The 17,160-nt window shown below is 71.7% G+C and carries 13 protein-coding genes; 7 read left to right on the top strand and 6 right to left on the bottom strand.

What is annotated here, in order from left to right; all coding sequences use genetic code 11:
* Positions 1–203: 203 nt before the first annotated feature.
* Both ACZZ0J_RS05370 and ACZZ0J_RS05365 read left to right on the top strand, forming a co-directional pair.
* Positions 204–563, top strand: coding sequence for a hypothetical protein (locus ACZZ0J_RS05370; protein WP_463435309.1), 360 nt, complete (start codon positions 204–206; stop codon positions 561–563).
* Entirely contained in the window at positions 563–3,076 is a 2,514-nt protein-coding gene (locus tag ACZZ0J_RS05365; RefSeq protein ID WP_463435307.1) for a hypothetical protein, read from the top strand. Before ACZZ0J_RS05370 ends, ACZZ0J_RS05365 begins: the two co-directional genes overlap by 1 nt.
* A 140-nt stretch (positions 3,077–3,216) precedes the next feature.
* On the opposite strand, the gene ACZZ0J_RS05360 is transcribed toward ACZZ0J_RS05365, so the two are convergent.
* On the bottom strand, positions 3,217–3,978 hold the full coding sequence (locus ACZZ0J_RS05360; RefSeq protein WP_463435305.1) for a glycosyltransferase family protein: 762 nt from the start codon (positions 3,976–3,978) through the stop codon (positions 3,217–3,219).
* 699 nt (positions 3,979–4,677) lie between these two features.
* Between ACZZ0J_RS05360 and ACZZ0J_RS05355 the strand changes: the two genes are divergently transcribed.
* On the top strand, positions 4,678–7,155 hold the full coding sequence (locus tag ACZZ0J_RS05355) for a glycosyltransferase (protein WP_463435303.1): 2,478 nt from the start codon (positions 4,678–4,680) through the stop codon (positions 7,153–7,155).
* 7 nt (positions 7,156–7,162) lie between these two features.
* Positions 7,163–7,909, top strand: coding sequence for a polyprenol monophosphomannose synthase (locus ACZZ0J_RS05350; protein ID WP_159573833.1), 747 nt, complete (start codon positions 7,163–7,165; stop codon positions 7,907–7,909).
* Between the two features lie 27 nt (positions 7,910–7,936).
* On the opposite strand, the gene ACZZ0J_RS05345 is transcribed toward ACZZ0J_RS05350, so the two are convergent.
* From ACZZ0J_RS05345 to ACZZ0J_RS05325, 5 genes are all read right to left on the bottom strand, one after another.
* Positions 7,937–9,238, bottom strand: a complete 1,302-nt coding sequence (locus ACZZ0J_RS05345; RefSeq protein WP_463435301.1) for an exopolysaccharide production protein — start codon at positions 9,236–9,238, stop codon at positions 7,937–7,939.
* Between the two features lie 507 nt (positions 9,239–9,745).
* A complete protein-coding gene (locus tag ACZZ0J_RS05340; RefSeq protein ID WP_463435299.1) occupies positions 9,746–9,880 on the bottom strand; it encodes a hypothetical protein in 135 nt (44 codons plus the stop codon).
* A 185-nt stretch (positions 9,881–10,065) separates the two neighbouring features.
* Positions 10,066–12,138, bottom strand: a complete 2,073-nt coding sequence (locus ACZZ0J_RS05335; RefSeq protein WP_463435297.1) for an O-antigen ligase family protein — start codon at positions 12,136–12,138, stop codon at positions 10,066–10,068.
* A complete protein-coding gene (locus ACZZ0J_RS05330) occupies positions 12,135–13,271 on the bottom strand; it encodes an SGNH hydrolase domain-containing protein (protein ID WP_463435296.1) in 1,137 nt (378 codons plus the stop codon). Before ACZZ0J_RS05330 ends, ACZZ0J_RS05335 begins: the two co-directional genes overlap by 4 nt.
* A 187-nt stretch (positions 13,272–13,458) precedes the next feature.
* Positions 13,459–14,193, bottom strand: coding sequence for an acyltransferase family protein (locus ACZZ0J_RS05325; RefSeq protein ID WP_463438143.1), 735 nt, complete (start codon positions 14,191–14,193; stop codon positions 13,459–13,461).
* A gap of 128 nt (positions 14,194–14,321) precedes the next feature.
* On the opposite strand from ACZZ0J_RS05325, the gene manA reads away from it, so the two are divergent.
* The 3 genes from manA to ACZZ0J_RS05310 all read left to right on the top strand — a co-directional run bounded on the left by manA (position 14,322) and on the right by ACZZ0J_RS05310 (position 17,133).
* On the top strand, positions 14,322–15,530 hold the full coding sequence (gene manA, locus ACZZ0J_RS05320; protein WP_463435294.1) for a mannose-6-phosphate isomerase, class I: 1,209 nt from the start codon (positions 14,322–14,324) through the stop codon (positions 15,528–15,530).
* A 119-nt stretch (positions 15,531–15,649) separates the two neighbouring features.
* Complete coding sequence (gene galE / locus ACZZ0J_RS05315) at positions 15,650–16,612, top strand: UDP-glucose 4-epimerase GalE (protein ID WP_159573839.1); 963 nt, start codon at positions 15,650–15,652, stop codon at positions 16,610–16,612.
* A 188-nt stretch (positions 16,613–16,800) separates the two neighbouring features.
* Complete coding sequence (locus ACZZ0J_RS05310) at positions 16,801–17,133, top strand: WhiB family transcriptional regulator (protein ID WP_374102056.1); 333 nt, start codon at positions 16,801–16,803, stop codon at positions 17,131–17,133.
* Positions 17,134–17,160: the final 27 nt, after the last annotated feature.

Here is a 17,160-nt window from a genome sequence, read left to right as displayed (position 1 = left end):
AGCTTGTTCCACGGTCGATCGCTGCGCTCGCGGTGGTCGGTGCTCTCAGTCTCTTCACGGCGGGGTGTTCCGCCGGCGACGATCCCGGCCCCTCGTCGAGCCCCTCGCGCACGGTCAGCCCCTCGCCCAGCGCGACGGGTCCGTCGTCCGTCCCCTCGTCGTCCGCGTCCTCGTCCTCGACTGCGGAGCCGTCCGACGACGACGTGCCCACGGCGTTCCCCGGCAGTGGGCAGACCCCCGAACCCGACACCGACCCCTCGGACTTCCCGGCCACGGCACTCGTGACGTTCTCCGGTTGGGACACCGCCAGCAAGACCCTGCAGGCGGGCGGCCTGGTCTCCGGCACGACGGACACCTCCGGCACGTGCACGTTCGTCGCCACCAAGGGCGGCACCACCCGCACACTGACGAGCAAGGCCGAGGCGAGTGCGTCCTCGGTGAACTGCGCGCAGGTGTCGTTCCCCGCGAGCCAGGTGTCCACCGGGACCTGGTCCATCACCCTCGAGTACTCGGTCGGGTCGAAGTCGACCACGTCCGAACCGATGACGGCGGAGGTGCCGTGATGCGTTCCATCCTGACCGACGGCGATCGACGCCGTCCCCTGCGCTCGGTGCTCGGCATGGTCGCCGCACTCGCCATCGCGGTGAGCGGCCTGACCATCGGCACGATCGTGTCGGAGCGGACCACGACGGAGTCGGCGTCGGCCGCCGTCGCCGCGAACTTCGACCCCGGCAACATCATCAGCGACGCCAACTTCTACAACGGCGGCGCGATGAGCGGGTCGGCGGTGCAGTCGTTCCTGAACAGCGTCGCCCCGAACTGCACGCCGCGGTCCGGTGGCCCCGCCTGCCTGAAGAACTTCACGCAGAACATGAGCGCCATCGGCGCCGTCGCGAACCGGTGCTCGGCGATCCCGGGCGGCAGCAAGTCGGCCGCGACGATCATCGCGCAGGTCGGTGCCGCGTGCGGGATCAGCCAGAAGGTGCTGCTCGTGCTGCTGCAGAAGGAGCAGGGCATCGTCGCGACGAGCTCGCCGACGAGCTACATGTACCTGCACGCCACGGGCTTCGCCTGCCCGGACACCGCTCCGTGCGACCCCGCGTACTACGGCTTCGGCCAGCAGGTGTACGCCGCGGCGTTGCAGTTCAAGCGCTACCAGGCCTCGCCGACGTCGTGGGCGTACCAGGCCGGTCGCAACAACGCGATCCTGTACAACCCCAACGCCGCGTGCGGCCGCAAGACGGTCAACATCAAGAACCAGGCGACCGCAGCCCTGTACATCTACACGCCGTACACCCCGAACAGCGCCGCGATGTCGAACCTCTACGGTTCCGGCGACTCCTGCTCGGCCTACGGCAACCGCAACTTCTGGCGCATGTACACCGACTGGTTCGGATCGCCCACGGGCGGGTCGTCGCCGATCGGGAGCGTCGACTCCCAGAGCGGCGCCGCCGGCGGCACCATCACGGTGCGCGGCTGGACGGCCGACCCGGACTCGACCGAGTCGATCAAGGCGCAGTTCTACGTCGACGGCGTCGGCAAGGCGTCGATCCGCGCCGACACCGTCCGCTCCGACCTGGCCTCGTTGCTCGGCGCGAACAACACGGCGCACGGCTTCCAGACGACGCTCTCGGGCATCGCACCCGGCAAGCACAACGTCTGCGTGTTCGGCATCAACGTCGGCGCGGGTGCGAACACGCTGCTCAACTGCGGGGACGTGACCGTGCCCGCCTCGGCCCCGGTCGGCAGCCTCGAGACCGTCACCGGCGGGACCGGCTCCATCGCCGTCAGCGGGTGGGCGCTCGACCGCGACTCGTCCGCAGCCACCGCGTACAAGGTGCAGGTGGACAGCGTCGGCGCGATCGCCGCGACCGCCGACGTCGTGCGCACCGACATCGCCGCGAAGTACCCGGGCGCCAGCTCCACCGTCGGGTTCTCGAAGACGATCCAGGACGTCGCCGCCGGTTCCCGCACGGTGTCGCTCTGGACCCAGGACAAGCCGGGCGCGACCTGGGTCAAGGTCGCCTCGAAGACGGTGACCGTCACCGCGGCGACCGGGGCCTCCGGTGCGGTGAAGGGTGCCTTCGAGTCGGCCACCGGCGGCGTCCGCTCGGTCGCGCTGAAGGGGTGGGCGATCGACCCGGACACGTTCGCACCGGTCAAGTACAAGATCCACGTCGACGGTGTCGGCGCGGCGGCCGGCAGCGCGAGCGCAGCCCGGAGCGACGTGGCGCAGTCGTACCCGAAGTGGGGCTCCGCGCACGGTCTGACGGCCACCCTCAACGACGTCGAGCCGGGTCGGCACACGGTAACCGTGTGGTGGCAGGACCTGCCGAGCGGCACCTACGTCAGCGCAGGCTCGAAGACCGTGACGGTGGCCGCCCCGCCGTCGTCCGGCGCGACCGGCAAGACCGGTGCCGTCACCGGCGCGTTCGAGAAGGCGACCGCCGGCCCGAACACCGTCGCGCTCACGGGCTGGGCGATCGACCCGGACCGGTACGACCCGGTCAAGTACAAGATCCACCTCGACGGTGTCGGTGCCGCGGCGGGCAGCGCGAACGCGGTCCGCACGGACATCGGCGCCGCCAAGCCCGGCTGGGGGAACGACGTCGGGCTCGCGGTCACGCTGACGGGCGTCAGCGCGGGCAGCCACACGGTCACGGTCTGGTACCAGGACCTGCCCGGCGGCAACTACGTCAGCTTCGGCACCCAGCGGGTGACGGTCCAGGACGCCGTGCCCGCACCGACGGGGAAGACCGGGGCCGTGTACGGCGCCTACGACGCGGCGACCGGCGGCAAGGGCACGGTCGCGGTGAAGGGTTGGGCCATCGACCCCGACACGTTCGACCCCGTCCGGTACAAGATCCACGTCGACGGCGTCGGCGCTGCAGCGGGCAGCGCGAACGCGGTCCGCGCCGACGTCGAGAAGGTCCACCCGGGCTGGGGCGCCGACGTCGGACTCGCGGTCACGCTCAGCGGCGTGAAGCCGGGCAAGCACGCCGTGCGGGTCTGGTACCAGGAGCTCCCGGGCGGCGTCTACAAGGACTTCGGCACGAAGACGGTCACCGTCTCGTAACGGGCCCCCACGCGGACGGGAGGCTCCCCACCGGCACTGCCCGGTGGGGACCCTCCCGTCCGTCTGCGTCGCCGCCTCGGGCGCCCGGCCGGTCCCGTCGCCGGCCCGTGGTCGTCAGGCGCGTCGGCGGCTCGGCGTGGTCAGGCGCGTCGGCGGAGCGCGCGGGCGACTCCGCCGACGCGGTCGAGGGCCCGGAACTCGGCGGAGTGGGTCAGCGTGTCGTACCGGGTCGCGATCGCGTCCCGCTCCGCCTCGGCGTCGTGCTGCGCCTGTTCGGCGTCCTTGCGTGCACGGTCGAGGACGGCGACCGCCTCTTCCGACACGATGAGTCGCCGGTTGATGTCCTCGACCCCCGCGCGGTGCACATCGCGCTCCTGCTCGGTCGCGCGGAGCAGCTCGCGCTGCTGCGCGGCCCAGCGGAGCAGCGGATCGACGGCGCCGGTCCGTCCCGAGGCGTGCGAGGTCGCCGCGTCGAGCAACGGGCCGACCTGCACGGCGCGGGCCGCGTAGGAGTGCCGTTCCAGCACGACGGCGCCCAGCCGCGCGACCAGGGCGTCCCGTTCGGCGGTCGGCATCGCGATCGCACGTTCCAGGGACGGGGCGTCGGTGAAGACGGGGACGTCGGCCAGTCCGAGTTCGTCGAGGCCGAGGGCGCAGGAGGTGACCGGCAGCGCCCCGCACGCCAGTGACTCGTAGAGCCGCGAGTTGAGCGTGCCGAACTCCGCGGCGGGTGCGATGACGTCGTCGACGACGAACGCGGCTGCGCGGTAGACCTCGGGCAGCGCGAAGTACGACACCGCCGGTCGGAGCTCCACACCGGGGGCGGCGTCGACGTGCTCGACGTTCGCGGCGAACCAGACGATCGGCTCGGGCGGGGCGACCTGCTGCAGCACGTCCTGCACACCGCGGCGCGCTCCCCAGAAGTTGACCGTCGTGACGGTGCGGCCGGTCCGCGGCGGCGTCGTCCTCGTCGGCGTCGGTGGTGAAGAGGTCGAGGTCGACGCCGATCGGCACCACCTCGACCGGCACGTCCACCACCCGGGCCAGTTCGTCGCGGGCGATCGTCGACGACGCCCACACCGCGTCGAACTCGGCCAGGTACGGCACCGACGCCCACTGCGCCGTCCAGTTCCGCACCCACGCGACGGTGGCGGTCCTCGCCGGCACGAGACCGGGGACGAACGACTCGATCATGCTGACGAGCACCGTCGTGTCCTCGGGGACGGTCTCGGCCCAGCGCCGGATCGGCCAGACGTCGACGCCCCAGCCCTCGGCCCGGAGCGCCCTGGCCAGACCGAGGGCGACGAACAGGTCGCCCTTGCCCTCGGTCGGGTCGTCGGTCGACACCGCGAAGCGGATCGTGCCCCTGGTCCCCGTCGCGTGGTCGCCGCGGGCGATCTCCTGGTACTCGGCTGCGAGGGGGACGAGGCGGGGGAGGACGGGATCGCGGGGTGCATCACGGTGCCATTGTGCACGAAGCACACCCGACCTCCGCCGAGCGCCGTGCTGCGCCTTGTAGGGTGTTGTCGGTCGCCGGGCACCCCCGACGTCCGGATCACCGAACCGTGCCGCAGGCGCGGCATCAGCTGGAGGAACTCGTCGTGACAGAGCGCAAGCCAGGAGTCGTTTCCGTCGTCCTCGTGAACTACAAGGGCACCGACGACACCCTGACGAGCATCGCCGAGCTCCGCAAGCAGGACTGGCCGCAGGACCGGCTCGAGGTCATCGTCGTCGACAACGGCTCCGGCGCCGAGCACGTCGGGCGGCTGAAGGCCTCGGACCTCGACTTCACCTTCGTCGACTCCGGCCAGAACCTGGGCTTCACCGGCGGCTGCAACCTGGGCGTCGAGCACTCCTCGGGCGAGATCGTGGCGTTCCTGAACAACGACGCCCGCCCGGACACCGGCTGGGTGCGCGAGGCGATGGCCACGTTCGCGTCCGGCGCCGACATCGGTGCCGTGGCGTCGAAGGTCCTCGACTGGGAGGGCGTGAACATCGACTTCACCGAGGCCGCGATGACCTGGTACGGCATGGGCTACAAGCCGTTCGCCGGGTCGCCGGACACCGGCCGGTGGGAGAGCGAGACCGACGTCCTGTTCGGCACCGGTGCCGCGATGTTCATCCGCGCCGAGCTCTTCGAGCAGCTGGGCGGCTTCGACGACCGCTACTTCATGTTCTACGAGGACGTCGACCTCGGGTGGCGCCTCAACCTGCTCGGCTGGCGTTTCCGGTACCAGCCGAAGTCGGTGGCGTTCCACAAGCACCACGCGTCGATGAACAAGTTCGGCGACTTCCGAGAGACCTACCTGCTCGAGCGCAACGCCCTCTTCACGCTCTACAAGAACCTCGGCGACGAGCAGCTCGCCGCGGCCCTGCCCGGGTCGCTGGCGCTCGCGGTCCGCCGTGCCGTGGGCCGTGGCGAGCTCGACTCCACGTCGCTCGACCTGCGGAACCCCGGCGACGACAGCGTCCCGACCGTCCCGGTCCCGAAGACGAGCTTGGCCGGCATCTACGGTGTCGACCAGTTCGTCGAGCAGCTGCCGTCGATGACCGAGTCGCGCCGCGAGATCCAGGCGAGCCGGGTCCGCAGCGACCGCGAGCTCCTCCGCCTGTTCGGCAACCGCGACGAGCCCGCGTACCCGATCGAGAACTACCTGGCCGGCTACGACAAGATCGTGCACTCGCTCGGGGTGCTCGAGGTCGGTGCGCGCCGTCGGATCCTCATCGTCACCGGTGACTCCATCGGCGAGAAGATGGCCGGCCCGGCGATCCGCGCGACCCAGATGGCGAAGCAGCTCGCGAACGAGCACGACGTGCGCGTGATCAGCCTCACCCGCTCGACGCAGATCGACCCGTCGTACGACGTCGTCACCGTCCCGCACCGTCACCCGCGCCAGATGGTCGAGCACGAGGCCTGGGCCGACGTGATCATCGTCCAGGGCCACGCGCTGCGCCTGTTCCCCGTCCTCGAGTCGACGCGCAAGATCCTGGTGGTCGACGTGTACGACCCGCTGCACCTCGAGCAGCTCGAGCAGGGCCGCAGCGACGACGTCGACCAGTGGAACCGGCAGATCCTCGACGCCTCGGACACGCTCAACCACCAGCTCGAACTCGGTGACTACTTCATCTGTGCATCCGAGCGGCAGCGCATGTTCTGGCTCGGGCAGCTCGCGGGCTCCGGTCGGGTGAACGCCCGCACGTACTCCCGCGACCCCGACCTCCGGTCGCTCATCGGTGTCGTGCCGTTCGGCCTGTCCTCGACGCCGCCGGTGCACGACCAGCCGCGGGTCAAGGGAGTCGTGCCGGGCATCGGCAAGAACGACAAGCTCGTCGTCTGGGGCGGTGGCATCTACGACTGGTTCGACCCGATCACGCTGGTGCGGGCGATCGGTCAGCTCGCCGAGCGGAAGCCGACCGTCAAGCTCTTCTTCATGGGCGTGCAGCACCCGAACCCGGACGTGCCCGAGATGGACATCGTCGCGAAGGTCCGTGCCGAGGCCGATGCCCTGGGACTCACCGGCAAGAACGTCTTCTTCAACGACGCGTGGATCCCGTACGAGGAACGTGGCGCCTACCTCCTCGAGGCCGACGCCGGCGTCTCGACGCACTACGAGCACCTCGAGACGACGTTCTCCTTCCGCACCCGGATCCTCGACTACCTGTGGGCGCGTCTGCCCATCGTGACGACCGCCGGTGACTCGTTCGGCGACCTCGTCGCCGCCGAGAAGCTCGGCATCGCCGTGCACGAGCAGGACATCGACACCCTCGCTGCCGCGCTCGAGACGGCTCTGTTCGACAAGAAGGCGCGCGCCGAGTTCATCGGCAACGTCGACCGCATCCGCGAGCAGTTCACGTGGGAGAACGTCCTCGCGCCGCTCGTCGAGTTCTGCCGGAACCCCGTCCGCGCCGCCGACAAGTCGGTGCGGGACACGGTGGCCGTGGCCGAGGCACACCAGATGCGCGTGCGGGTGCCGGAGCGCAAGAAGCTCTCGGGCGTCCGGTACGACGTCGGCCGTGCCGTGCACTACTTCCGGACCGAGGCCCGCGCAGCGTCGCGGGCAAGATCAAGCGGCGCCTGACGAGCCGGTGACGACGACGGACGCCGCGGCCCTCGTCGTCGTGCCGACGTACGACGAGGCCGAGAACATCCGGTCCGTCGTCGCAGCCGTCCTGACGGCCGTGCCCCGCGCACACGTCCTCGTCGTCGACGACGGCAGTCCGGACGGCACGGGGGACATCGTGCGGTCGCTCGCGGCCGACGACCGGCGGGTGCACCTGCTGCAGCGCGCCGGCAAGGCCGGCCTCGGCACCGCCTACGTTGCGGGGTTCCGGTGGGGCCTGGAGCGCGGGTACCCCCTGCTCGTCGAGATGGACGCCGACGGGTCGCACCCTGCCGACCGCCTGCCCGCGCTCATCGACGCCGTGGAGTCCGCGGACGACGTCCTGCTCGCGATCGGGTCGAGGTGGGTGCCCGGTGGGACGGTGGTCGACTGGCCGCTCCGCCGCCGGGTGCTGAGCCGCGGCGCCAACGCGTACGCCCGGCTGGTGCTCGGCCTGGACGTCCGTGACATCACCGCGGGGTTCCGCGTCTACCGCTCCCCGGCCATCGCCCGCATGGACCTCGGGTCGATCGACTCGAAGGGGTACTGCTTCCAGGTCGACATGACCCTGCGGGTGGACGCCCTGGGCGGCCGGGTGGTCGAGGTCCCGATCCGGTTCCGCGACCGCATGCACGGGGTCTCGAAGATGAGCCGGTCGATCGTCCTCGAGGCCATGCTCCGTGTCACGCAGTGGGGCCTGCAGCGCCGGCTGGGTCGTCGCACGCGTCCGTGACCACGTGGCGCGTGCGGGCGCTGCGGTTCAGGGGCGCGGCAGGTGCCGGCGCCACGAGCGCCGCCGGGCGGCGATCACGAGCACCGTCACGAAGACCATCAGGCCCGCGCCGTGCAGCAGGTAGCTCTCCGCCGTGCTCGTGACGGCCAGCAGCACCAGTACAGCGGCCGGCCACACGTACGCCACCCCCGGGAACGTCGTCGCGGTCACCCAGGCCCGCGCGAACGCCAGGAGCGCCGTCACGCCGAGGATGATCGTGCCGGCGAGCCCGATCTGCAGCCAGGCGTCGACGAAGGCGTTGAGCCCTGAGGGGAACCGCATCCCCGCCGGGTCGAGCAGGGTCACGTAGGGCACCACGGCTTCGCGCGGCCAGGTGCCGACCCATCCCCAGCCCTGGATCGGGTAGCGCTCGGTGAGCACGCGGATCTGCGACCACAGGTCGATGCGCGTGGCGGTGCCACCGGCGGCACCGATCTCGGCCAGCAGTCGCCCGCGGGCGAGGACCGCGACGACGAGGGCCAGCAGGACGGCCGCGCCGAGGACACCGTTCACCACCGGGCGCGTCGCGGGTCTGGCGTGCCGGAGTGACCACAGCGCGAGCGCCGTGACGGCCAGGGCGATCATCGCGAGCCCGGTGATGGGGGACTGGACGAGCATCAGGGCGATGACGGCCAGGGCGGTGGAGCCGACGGCCCGCCAGACCGTGACGGAGCGGGTGAGGAACTCGACCACGAAGGTGACGAGCGCCATGGCAGCGATGAAGCCCATGAAGTTGCGGGTGCCGCCGATGCCCTGGATCGGGCCGCCGTAGGCGATGTCGCCGCGGATGCCGAACGCCGGGAACGGGACGTCGAGCACCAGGCCGGAGAGCACCTCGAGGCCGAGGGCGGTCACGAGGAGGATCCGGAACGAATCACCCGAGGCACGGATCACCTGGACCAGGTCGCGCCCGAGCGCCAGGTACAGCCCCAGGCCCATGAAGCACACGGTCGCGACGAGCCCCCGCAGCGCGACCCACGAGTACTCGCTCCAGAGCACGCTCAGCGCGCAGTACCCGACGAACGCCAGCAGGGACAGCGGCAGCACCCCGTGCCACTCGATCCGGTACCGCTGCCCGAGCAGGCTCAGGCCGGCGAGCACGAACAGCGTGACGAGCACCGCCCACGTGCCGGCAGTCCCGACCACGGCCCCGACGGTGGGCTGCCCGAACGCGAACAGCACGATGACCGTCGCGAGCGCCTGGCTGAACCGCCCGCCGGCGGAGAACCCGATCCAGGCGGAGAGGTAGCGGCGCGCGCGCACCCGCTTCGTCAGCCGTCCGTCCGTCACCCCACCATCTTGGTGCACGCACCTCGGTACCGGGCCATCGCGGAGCGTCGATATCGCTGATCCGCGATGAACCGGCTACCGTCGACGGACCATGCAGCGCCCCGCGAGTCCGACCCACCGCCGTCTCGACGGCCTCCGCGTGGCCGCCGCCGCGGTCCTGGTCGGCGTCGCCACGACCGCGCTCGCCTGGTGGCGGCTCGGGCCGACGGCCCGCAGTACCGTGTGGGCGGAGGACGGTGGCCTGTTCCTGCGGGAACGCATCGCCCTCGGCCCCGTCGACTCCCTGCTGCACCCCTACGCCGGGTACCTGCACCTCGTGCCCCGGTTGCTCGTCGACGTCGCCTGGGCCCTGCCCGTCCAGGACTACGCCCGGGCACTGTCCGCCGGGGCCTGCGTCGTCGTCGGCGCGGTGAGCGTCACCGTGTTCCTGCTCGCGCGCGACGTCGTGCCGCAGTGGCCGCTCCGGGCCCTGCTCGCCGCGGTGCCGGCCCTGCTCCCGCTCGCGCCCTACGAGATCAGCGGGAACGCCGCGAACCTGCACTGGTACATGCTCTTCGCCGCCCCCTGGCTGTTCGCGTACCGCGCGCGGACGTGGTGGGCGTCCGGGACGGTCGCCGTCCTGACCGCCTTCGCGGTCCTCACCGAGCTGCAGACCGTGCTGTTCCTGCCGCTCCTGCTCCTCGCGTGGTTCCCCCTGCGGAACGGTCCGGGCGACCGGGCGTGGCCACGCGCGGTCCCGGTGACCATCGTCGCCCTGATCGGCGCCGGTGCGCAGGTGGGAACCGCCCTCACCGACCAGCGATCGCAGCCGCCGGGCAGACCGGCGTTCACCGACGTGGTCGCCGGGTGGCTGCTGCAGCCCGTCGCGGGGACCTGGACACCGGACGTCGGTGCTGCCGTCCGCGCCGTCGTGACCCACGGCTGGGGCGTCGTGCTCGTGCCCGTCCTGTTGGTCGCCGCCACGGTGGTGGTCGCGCTCGTCGTCGGGACGTGGCGCGCACGCTGGGTGATCGTCGCGCTCGCCGCGGTGTCCGGCGGCGTGTGGTGGGCTGCGCTGATCGCCAACGGGGGACAGGGCCAGGCGTGGGCGCACCCGATCCCGGCACTCGCAGCGGTCCCGCCGCTGCGCTACGCCGCGGCGTCGGGCATGCTCCTGCTGGCAGCGGTGGTCGTCGCGGCGAGCGTGCTCCTCGATGCACGTCCGGCGCAGCGGGAGCGCGGCCGACGCGACGTGGGGCGCGGCCGGCAGGCGCCCTCCGCTTCGTCCGCGTGCTGGCGGGCTGGTCCGTGGTCGCCGTCCTGGTCGTCGCGGTGGTGGGCAACCTGGCCCCGGGAGCCACACGACGCAGCGACGGCCCGGTCTGGGCGACGCAGGTCCCCGGCGCGGTCGCGGCGTGCGCGGGCGACCCGACGCGGGACGTCGAGATCCGGAAGGCGCCGTGGACGGCCAAGGTGCCGTGCTCGAGACTGCTCGAGCGGTGACCGCCCGGTGTGCCCGGGTCAGCGAACGGCCGGCAGCCGCCACTCCCGCCGTGCGGGCGGGGTGCGCGGGCCGTCGCCGGCCGACCGGGGTTCCTCGCTGACCAGGACGATGCGGGACTTGATCGCGATGAGCGCGAACAGGACCCAGTTGCCCTGGTACAGCAACCGCGACTCGGCGACGGACTGCACGAGCAGCGCCACGACGACGAGGAGCGGCAGGAGCGACACCGGGTCGAACGACCTGGGGACCCTGCGGCGTCGTACCCGATCCTGGTCGCGGACGACCACGACCGGTCGAGTGTCGTCACGACGTAGAGGGCGAACAGGACCAACCCGATGATGCCGGTCTGCATCCACACGTCGAGGTACGCGTCGTGCGCCTGCAGGTACGTCACGCCCTTGCGGTGTGCGAGGTCGGCGAGCGTCGGGATGTCCGGCCACCAGTACCCGATCCACCCCCAGCCGACGACCGGGTGCTGGCCGATCAGTTCGAGCACGCGCTGCCAGATGTCCCCGCGGCCCGTCGCGTCCGCGCCCTTGCCGAGGAGCTCCGACACGGTCCCGCGTGCTGCGAACGCCCCGACGCCGACGACGACGGCACCGACCAGGGCGAGCAGGTAGCGCGGCGTCCGCTGTTCGGTGGGGACGCGACGGATCCAGAGTGCGACGAACAGTGCGGCGGCGACGACGAGCGCGGCGGCGAGGACCGTCGACGAGCGGGTGAGCACCAGGACCCCACCGGCCACGACCAGCCAGCCGACGGCGCGGTTCCGGCTCATCCGACCCTCGGCGAACTGCAGGGCGATGGCGATCGCGGCGAGCAGGGCGACCATCGCCAGCAGGTTCGCGTTGCCCGGCAGCCCCTGGATGCGGCCGCCGGTCAGCAGCTCGGCGCGGGAGAAGTAGAAGGCGTCGGGGATGTCCCGGTCGCCGTAGTCGGTCCAGACCGGGACGATCGGGTGCCGGACGACGACGGCCACGACCGCCTCGAACAGCAGCGAGCCCATCAGCACCCAGCGGAACGCGAGGCTCATCGCGTCCAGGATCCGACGCCAGGTCAGGGTCGACGCGATCGCGAACGCCATCGCGGCGCAGATCACCTGCGCGGCGATGCTCGCGAGCGTCGCCGGGCGCCAGTGCGACCAGGCGACGGACACCAGGCACCAGGCGAGGAAGAACCAGAGCGCCCACGGCGTCCGGACCAGCGGTGGCTTCGCCCGGACCAGGATCGTCACGCCCCACGCTGCGACGAGGGCCCAGACCGCCGCGGCCCCGAACCAGGTCAGGGTGTTCGGGAAGGCGTCGCCGGCGAACAGGACGAAGAGGAGCGTCGCACCGAACGCGAACGCCTCGCGCTCGGGTACGGTCCCGCGCGAGAGCGGCCAGGTGTTCGTCACGACGTCAGGGTACGTGGTCATCCGCGTCCGTCCTTGCGGAAGGCAGCGAGCGCGCGGGCGATCTCGTCGCCGAGGTACGGCGACAGGGTCGTCGCGAAGGTGTTCGTCAGGTGGGTGCGGTCCCGGTGCACGAGCACGCCGCCGATGACCGCCGGGCAGGTGGTGTCGGTGCAGTAGTACTGCGTCAGGTCGATCACCCGCGCCGTGCCGGGCATCCGGGCGGCGGCCTGCTCCGAGCCGTCGAACAGGCCGAGGCCGAACGAGCGGCTCGAGTCGCACGCGCTCGTCGTCGGGCCCGACATCTGGCCGACGCACGCCACCACGTCGGTCCGAGCGGTCGGGTTGTCGCGGAGCGCCAGGACCGGGATGCCGGCGTCGGCCGCCGCCTGCCACGCCGCCACCATGCCGTCGACGACGGTCTCGTTGTCCGACTGCCCGGGCACCGAGGCGACGGGACCGTTGCCGGTCGAGTGCGTGACGATCACGCCGTCCAGGTCGCCGTGCGCGCGCAGGTACGCCATCGCGTTCTGCTTCCAGGCGGTGCAGTCGTCGACCTGCTTCTCCGTGTTCGCCTTCTGCACCGCGGTGGTGAGGTAGCAGCTCTGGTGCCCGGCGACGTCGATGCGCCAGTTGTTCGCCTTCGCGATCGCCTCGTAGGTGTCCACGAAGACGTTGTTGTGCGAGTCGCCGATCGCGATGAGGTGCTCCGTGTACCCGGTCTTCGGGCCGAGTTCGCAGACGTTGAACGCACTCGAGTCGTTCGACCAGCACGCTCCGCGGTTCGAGTCGTCGTCGAGCGCGTTCGCGGCCGCGGGTACTCGCACGTCCGCCAGGGCGGGGTTCACGCACGGGTCGGACGACGAGATCAGTGCGGCGGCACCGAAGCAGCGCACGTCGCCGGTGCTCAGGCGCTGCTGGAACTCGGCCGCCTGCACCTGCTGGACGTGCAGCGCCGTCAGCGAGGCGGCCCCGAGGGCCACGACGAGCACGGTGCTCAGGGCGCCGTAGAGCGCGACCCGGCGCGGCCGCAGCGCGCGCACCCATCCGGAGAACCGGAGCGGCTCCTCGATGCACAGCGTGGTGACCGAGCCGACGAGCACGGCGCCGACGAGGATCGCGACCTTGTCCTTGGTCGTGAGCTCGTGGCGGAGCACGATCGGCAGGATGACGACGGCAGGCCAGTGCCACAGGTAGACGGCGTACGAGATCCGGCCCAGGAACCCGACGGGGTGATCCTGCCGATGCGCTGCAGCCCCGAGTGCGCGCCGAACAGCACGACGAGCGTCGCCGACACGACCGGCAGCGCGGCGGCGATGCCGGGGAAGGGCGTGGACCCGGTGATCAGCACGAGCGACGCGACGAGCCCGGCCGCGCCGACCCACGCCCCCACGACCCGCACCGACCGAGCCGGTCCGGTGCGCGGCGCCGCCAGCGGGATGGTCGCCGCGAGCCCGCCGAGCGCGAACTCCCACGCCCGGGTCGCCGTCGAGAAGTACGCGACGCCCGAGGCGGTGTGGGTCTGGACGATGCTCCACGCCAGGGACAGGACCACGACGGCGCCGAGGAGCACCTGCGCGACGACGGCGGGGAGACGCCGTCCCGACGTGCACGCCGAGCGACCCACAACGCGAGGAGCAGCAGGAGCGGGAGGGCGATGTAGAACTGCTCCTCGACCGACAGCGACCAGAAGTGCTGGAACGGCGACGCCTGGTTGCCCTGCGCCAGGTAGTCGACCGAGTCGGCGGCCAGCTGCCAGTTCTGCACGTAGACCGTCGACGCGATGAGCTCACGGCCGTACTGGCCCCACAGCGCGCTCGGGACCCACACCAGCACGGCGGTCCCCGTCGCGGCGATCGTGAGGAAGGCCCCGGGGAGCAGCCGCTTCGCCCGCCGCGACCAGAACCCGGCGAGCCCGATCCGGCCGGTGGTGGTCAGCTCACGGAGCAGGTGTCCGGTGATCAGGAAGCCCGAGATCACGAAGAACACGTCGACGCCGACGAAGCCGCCCGGCAGCCGGTCGGGCCACAGGTGGTAGAGCACGACGGCGAGGACCGCGAACGCACGGAGCCCCTGGATGTCCCACCGCGTGGGGTCGGCCGTGCGGCGGGGGAGGAACGCAGGGACCCTCGGGGCGGTGACTCCACCGTGCTTGCAGACATCGCGGAGATTCTAGTGTCGCGGGCCGCGCCGGTAGGCTCTCGCCCATGTTCCTCGGCATCACGAACACCCCCCGCGACTACGCCTGGGGGTCGGTCACCGCGATCCCGGAGCTCCTCGGTCGCACCGTCACCGGCGCCCCGCAGGCAGAGCTCTGGCTCGGCGCGCACCCGGGCAGCCCGAGCGTGGTCGTCAACCCGGCGATGGTCGGCGGTGCCGACACGCTGCTCGACTGGATCGCCGCCGAGCCGCAGGACGCCCTGGGCGGCGACCGCACCGGTTTGCCGTTCCTGCTGAAGGTACTCGCAGCGGCGGCGCCCCTGTCGCTGCAGGCGCACCCGACACCGGAGCAGGCCGAGGCCGGCTTCGCGCGCGAGGAGCGCGAGGGCATCGCGATCGACGACCCGGCGCGCAACTACAAGGACCCCTTCCCGAAGCCCGAGCTCGTCGTCGCCCTGAGCGAGCGGTTCGAGGCCCTGAGTGGCTTCCGCCCGGTGGAGGACACCCTGGCCGAGGTCCGCGTGCTCGACGCCGGCAGCGGTCGGCTCGGCCCGCTCGAGGTGCACCTGCAGCACGGGCTCCAGGACACCGTCCGGTGGCTCGAGACGGCCGACGAGTCCGCGCTCGCCGTCGTGCAGGCCGCGAGCGACCTCGCCCTCGCACTCGACGACGACGTCCTCACCCCGAACACGGCGACGGTCCGCGACCTGGCGACGAGCTGGCCGGGCGACCCCGGCATCGTCGTCTCCCTGCTCATGCACCGGGTGACGCTCACCGCGGGGCAGGCGATGTACCTGCCCGCCGGCAACATCCACGCCTACCTGGACGGCCTCGGCATCGAGCTGATGGCGCCGTCCGACAACGTGCTGCGCGGGGGACTGACGCCGAAGCACGTCGACGTGCCCGAACTCCTGCACGTGCTCGACTTCACGGCGTACCCGGCACCGGTCCTCGAGCCCGAGCGCCTGGCCCCCGGCGTGGACCGCTTCGCGCCGGAGGGCGTCGGCTTCGCGCTGCTGCGGGTCGACGGGGACGGACGACCGGTCGGACTGAGCACCGGCGGCGTGGCCCCGCTGACCGGACCGTCGATCGCGATCTGCACCGAGGGCGTCGTGACGCTCGTCGGCGCGACGTCCGCCACGCTGCTCCGCAAGGGAGAGTCCTGCTTCATCACGCCGGACGAGGGTGACGTCACGGTGGAGGCCGACTCGTCGAACGGCGTGACGTCCACGGTGTTCATCGCCACCGGTCGGTAGTCCGCAGCGACCCGGGCACCGGACCCCGGGCAGCACCGGACCGGCGCGGAGCCGCACGCCCTGGCGCGGTCCCGCACGCCGCCACCGGGGCGCCGCGTCCGTCCGCTAGCGTGGCGACCATGAGTTGGCTGGTCACCGGCGGTGCCGGGTACATCGGGTCCCACGTCGTCCGAGCACTGCGCTCGGCCGGCATCGACACGGTCGCGTTCGACGACCTCTCGAGCGGCTTCCGCGCGTTCGTGCCGGACGACGTGCCGTTCGTCGAGGGCACGATCCTCGACGGCGAGCTCGTCGCCCGCACCCTGCGCGAGCACGACGTCACCGGCGTGGTGCACGTCGCGGGCTTCAAGTACGCCGGCGTCTCGGTCGAGCGTCCGCTGCACACCTACGAGCAGAACGTGACCGGGATGGCCACGCTGCTCCGCGCGATGGCCGAGAACGGCGTCACGAAGGCGGTCTTCTCCTCGAGCGCCGCGGTGTACGGCACCCCGGACGTCGACGTCGTCGTGGAGTCGACCCCGAAGGCGCCCGAATCGCCGTACGGCGAGTCGAAGCTCATCGGCGAGTGGCTGCTGCGCGACATGGAGGTCGCCGCCGGCTTCACGACGACCTCGCTCCGCTACTTCAACGTCGTCGGGTCCGGCGAGCCCGACCTGTACGACGCCAGCCCGCACAACCTGTTCCCGCTCGTGTTCGACGCACTGCTGGCCGGCCGTACGCCCCGCATCAACGGCGACGACTACGCCACCGAGGACGGCACCTGCGTCCGCGACTACATCCACGTCGCCGACCTCGCGCACTCGCACGCCGTCGCGGCGCAGAAGCTCGAGGCGGGCGAGCCGCTCGAGCAGGCCTACAACCTCGGCAGCGGCGACGGTGTGAGCGTCCGGCAGATCATGGACGCCATGGCGAAGGGCACCGGGATCGCCTTCGAGCCGGAGATCGCTCCCCGTCGGCCTGGTGACCCGGCGCGCATCGTGGCCACCGGCGAGGCCGCGACGCGCGACCTGGACTGGGCGATGCGCCACACCCTGGACGAGATGGTCACGAGTGCGTGGGAGGCCCGCCGCAGCGCCTCCTAGTGGCTGAGGACGTGTCAGTTGTCCCCCGAAACCCCGACAGACCGGGTGCGACACGCCCAGACGGGGGACATGACACGCCGAAGCGGTCAGTGCCTTCTATGATCCGCGACTTGACTCAGACGAATGACACCGCTGTAATTACAGGCAACGACTTCAATCGTTGTGGTCCCGTTATCGAGACGTCAGGGGTGATCAGGGTGAACAGTTCCGACTTCCACGCCGGAGTTCCGGAGGACTGGCACGTCGACCCCGTGGCGCTCGGCGTCCCGGGTGTCCGACGGCCGGAGACGGACGACGAGGAGAACCCGCTCGCGTGGCAGGTCGACTCGTTGTGCGCGCAGACCGACCCGGAGGCGTTCTTCCCCGAGAAGGGCGGCTCCACGCGCGAAGCGAAGAAGATCTGCACCTCGTGCGAGGTGCGGGCGCACTGCCTCGAGTACGCGCTCGAGAACGACGAGCGTTTCGGCATCTGGGGTGGCCTGTCCGAGCGCGAGCGCCGCAAGCTCAGGAAGCGTGCCTAGGCACACACCACTTTCCTGGAGGCACGG

Source organism: Curtobacterium sp. AC272 (assembly GCF_979258155.1).
This window is presented reverse-complemented; position numbering and strand designations above follow the sequence as displayed.